The following is a 2,576-nucleotide window of genomic DNA, read 5'->3' as shown; positions in this document are numbered from 1 at the left end:
GACTTAATAGTTATATCAACAGTTCAAGAAAAAATGTATGATCAATTAAGTGAAATTGCTCCAACAGTTATGATTCAATTAGAAGCATTAAATTGGAAAGATGATGTAAAGGCATTTGCAAAAGTATTTAATAAAGAAGATGCAGCAAACAATTGGTTACAAGCTTACGAAGCTAAGGCAAAGGACGCTGGAGATAAGATTAAAGCAGAATACGGTGAAGATACTACATACCTTTCATTCTTAGCAAGTGGTGGTCAATTCTTCGTATTTGATGGAGCTGGATTTGGTAGCGTTTTATATGATGATATGGGACTTGCAAAACCAGAAGGTATGCCAGAACAAAGTGATATTAGCCTTCCAGTTGTAACTTATGAAGGATTAGCAGCAATTAAAGCAGATTATATATTTGCAATAGCAACAGCAGAAGATTTAGCACAATTACAAAGCAATGCAATATGGAATAACCTACCTGCAGTTAAGAATGGAAAAGTTGTGATATTAGAAGCATCACCATACTTTAACCAAGGATATAGCTCAATAGGAAGAGAATTATTAGTAGATGAAATAGGTGAAATGTTAAATGAAACAAAGTAAGAAACATACAGCAATATTTGTAATTTGTAGTTTGTTACTTTTATTAGGAGGACTGGTTCTAGCTGTAAGGCTGGGATCAGTTCATATTGGTTTTTCAGATATTTTTAATAGCATCTTTAATTACAGTGAAACCTTAGAACTTATGTTAGTTAGAGATGTAAGAATTCCAAGAGCCCTTTCTGTATTATTAACAGGAGGTATTTTAGGAGTAACAGGTGCAATGATTCAGGGAGTTACTAGAAACCCAATAGCAGAGCCTTCTATTTTAGGAGTAAGCCAAGGAGCAACACTAGTAATAGCAATTTTTTATGCAGCAGGAATAGCAATTAATACAAGAAATGTAATGATAGCTGCTTTTATAGGAGCATTTATAACAGGAATTATAGTTTTAGGATTTATTTCTAAAAAAGCAAATAACAACTCAATTGCTAAGATACTTTTAGCAGGAACAGCAATGAGTACATTTTTTATTTCATTAACAACAATTATTGGACTTTTATCAAACCAAGCACAAATGATAGGATTTTGGGTATCAGGTGGATTTAGAAATGCTACTTGGGCAGATTTTAATTTAGTATTTATTGTAGGAATTATAGGACTTATTATAGCAATTTTATTATCACCTAAAATAAACATTTTAAATCTTGGAGATGATGTAGCCATTGGACTTGGTGAAAATCCAGAAAAAATAAGATTTACAACTCTTATGGTTATGATACCTATGGTTGCAGCAGCAGTTGCAGTTGGTAAAAATATAGCCTTTGTTGGACTTATTGTGCCACAAATAGTTAGAAAAATCCTAGGAGAAGATTATAGAAGAAATATTCCTTGTTCCTTTTTACTTGGTGCAGTTTTATTAACTTATGCAGATATTGCAGCAAGAATGCTATTTAATCCATATGAAACACCAATTGGAGTATTTACAGCCCTAATTGGAATTCCATTTTTCATAGCAGTTGCAAGAAGGGAGAGGGGATAATGAAAAAAAAGAAATTCAAAGTAGCATTAATAATTTTATTAGTTTTATTAGTTATCTCTTTTGCAGTTACATTATGCTGGGGAACATATAAGGTATCAGTGGCAGATGTTATAAAAACTCTTCTTGGAAATGGAAGTAGACTTCAAAATACAGCAATATTAAGTATTAGACTTCCAAGATTATTAGTTGGTACCTTTGTGGCAATTGCATTATCAACTGCAGGAGCAATACTTCAAACAATAACTAAAAATGATTTAGCAGATACAGGAATAATAGGTATAAATGCAGGAGCAGCAGTGGCAGCAGTAATATTTATAACCTATCAAACAGGAAATTATTATTCAGAACTTGGACAGTTTTCTATATTTGTACTACCTTTAATGGCAATTATAGGTGCAGCAGTTTCTTCATTTATAATATATATTCTATCAAGCAGAAATGGAATAAAGCTAAAAAGGCTATTACTAATAGGTATAGGATTAAATGCTGGACTAAATGCTTTTATTACCTTTATGACTTTTAGAGGCGGAGTTGGAGATTACAATAGAGTTTTAGTTTGGACATCAGGAAGCCTTTGGGGATCAGGATGGAGCTATGCAAAGGTAATAATTCCAATAGTAACTTTGATGTTTATATTAGTTTTATTAAATCACAAAAAATTAGATGTATTAAACCTATCAGATGAGCTAGCTATTTCACTAGGTTTAAATATAGAAAGAGAAAGACAAAAGTTTTTAGGCCTTGCAGTTATTTTAGCAGGAACAGCTACAGCTTTTGCAGGAAATATAGGATTCCTAGGACTTATTTCTCCTCATATAGCAAGGAAGTTAGTAGGTCCATACCATAAGAATTTTATTGTGATTTCAGCAATTATAAGTGTTATTATAGTACTTCTTGCAGATGCAGTTTCAAGAAATTTATTTTCACCAATTGAAATTCCTGTGGGAATAACAGTATCAATATTTGGAGTACCATATTTTATTTATTTAATGATGAAGGAGAA

General features: G+C 31.9%; 3 protein-coding genes. All 3 read left to right on the top strand.

What is annotated here, in order from left to right; genetic code table 11:
• Nucleotides 1-594 (top strand): ABC transporter substrate-binding protein (locus HUJ77_RS15340; protein ID WP_291710134.1); only part of this gene is annotated, 594 nt, incomplete at its 5' end.
• Nucleotides 581-1,573 (top strand): iron ABC transporter permease, encoded by a 993-nt coding sequence (locus HUJ77_RS15335; RefSeq protein ID WP_291710132.1) that lies wholly within the window; start codon nucleotides 581-583, stop codon nucleotides 1,571-1,573. The genes HUJ77_RS15340 and HUJ77_RS15335, both read left to right, overlap by 14 nt.
• Nucleotides 1,573-2,576 (top strand): iron ABC transporter permease (locus HUJ77_RS15330; protein ID WP_291710130.1); only part of this gene is annotated, 1,004 nt, incomplete at its 3' end. The genes HUJ77_RS15335 and HUJ77_RS15330, both read left to right, overlap by 1 nt.

Source organism: Clostridium sp. (assembly GCF_021443865.1).
GTDB lineage: Bacteria > Bacillota > Clostridia > Clostridiales > Clostridiaceae > Clostridium.
This window is presented reverse-complemented; position numbering and strand designations above follow the sequence as displayed.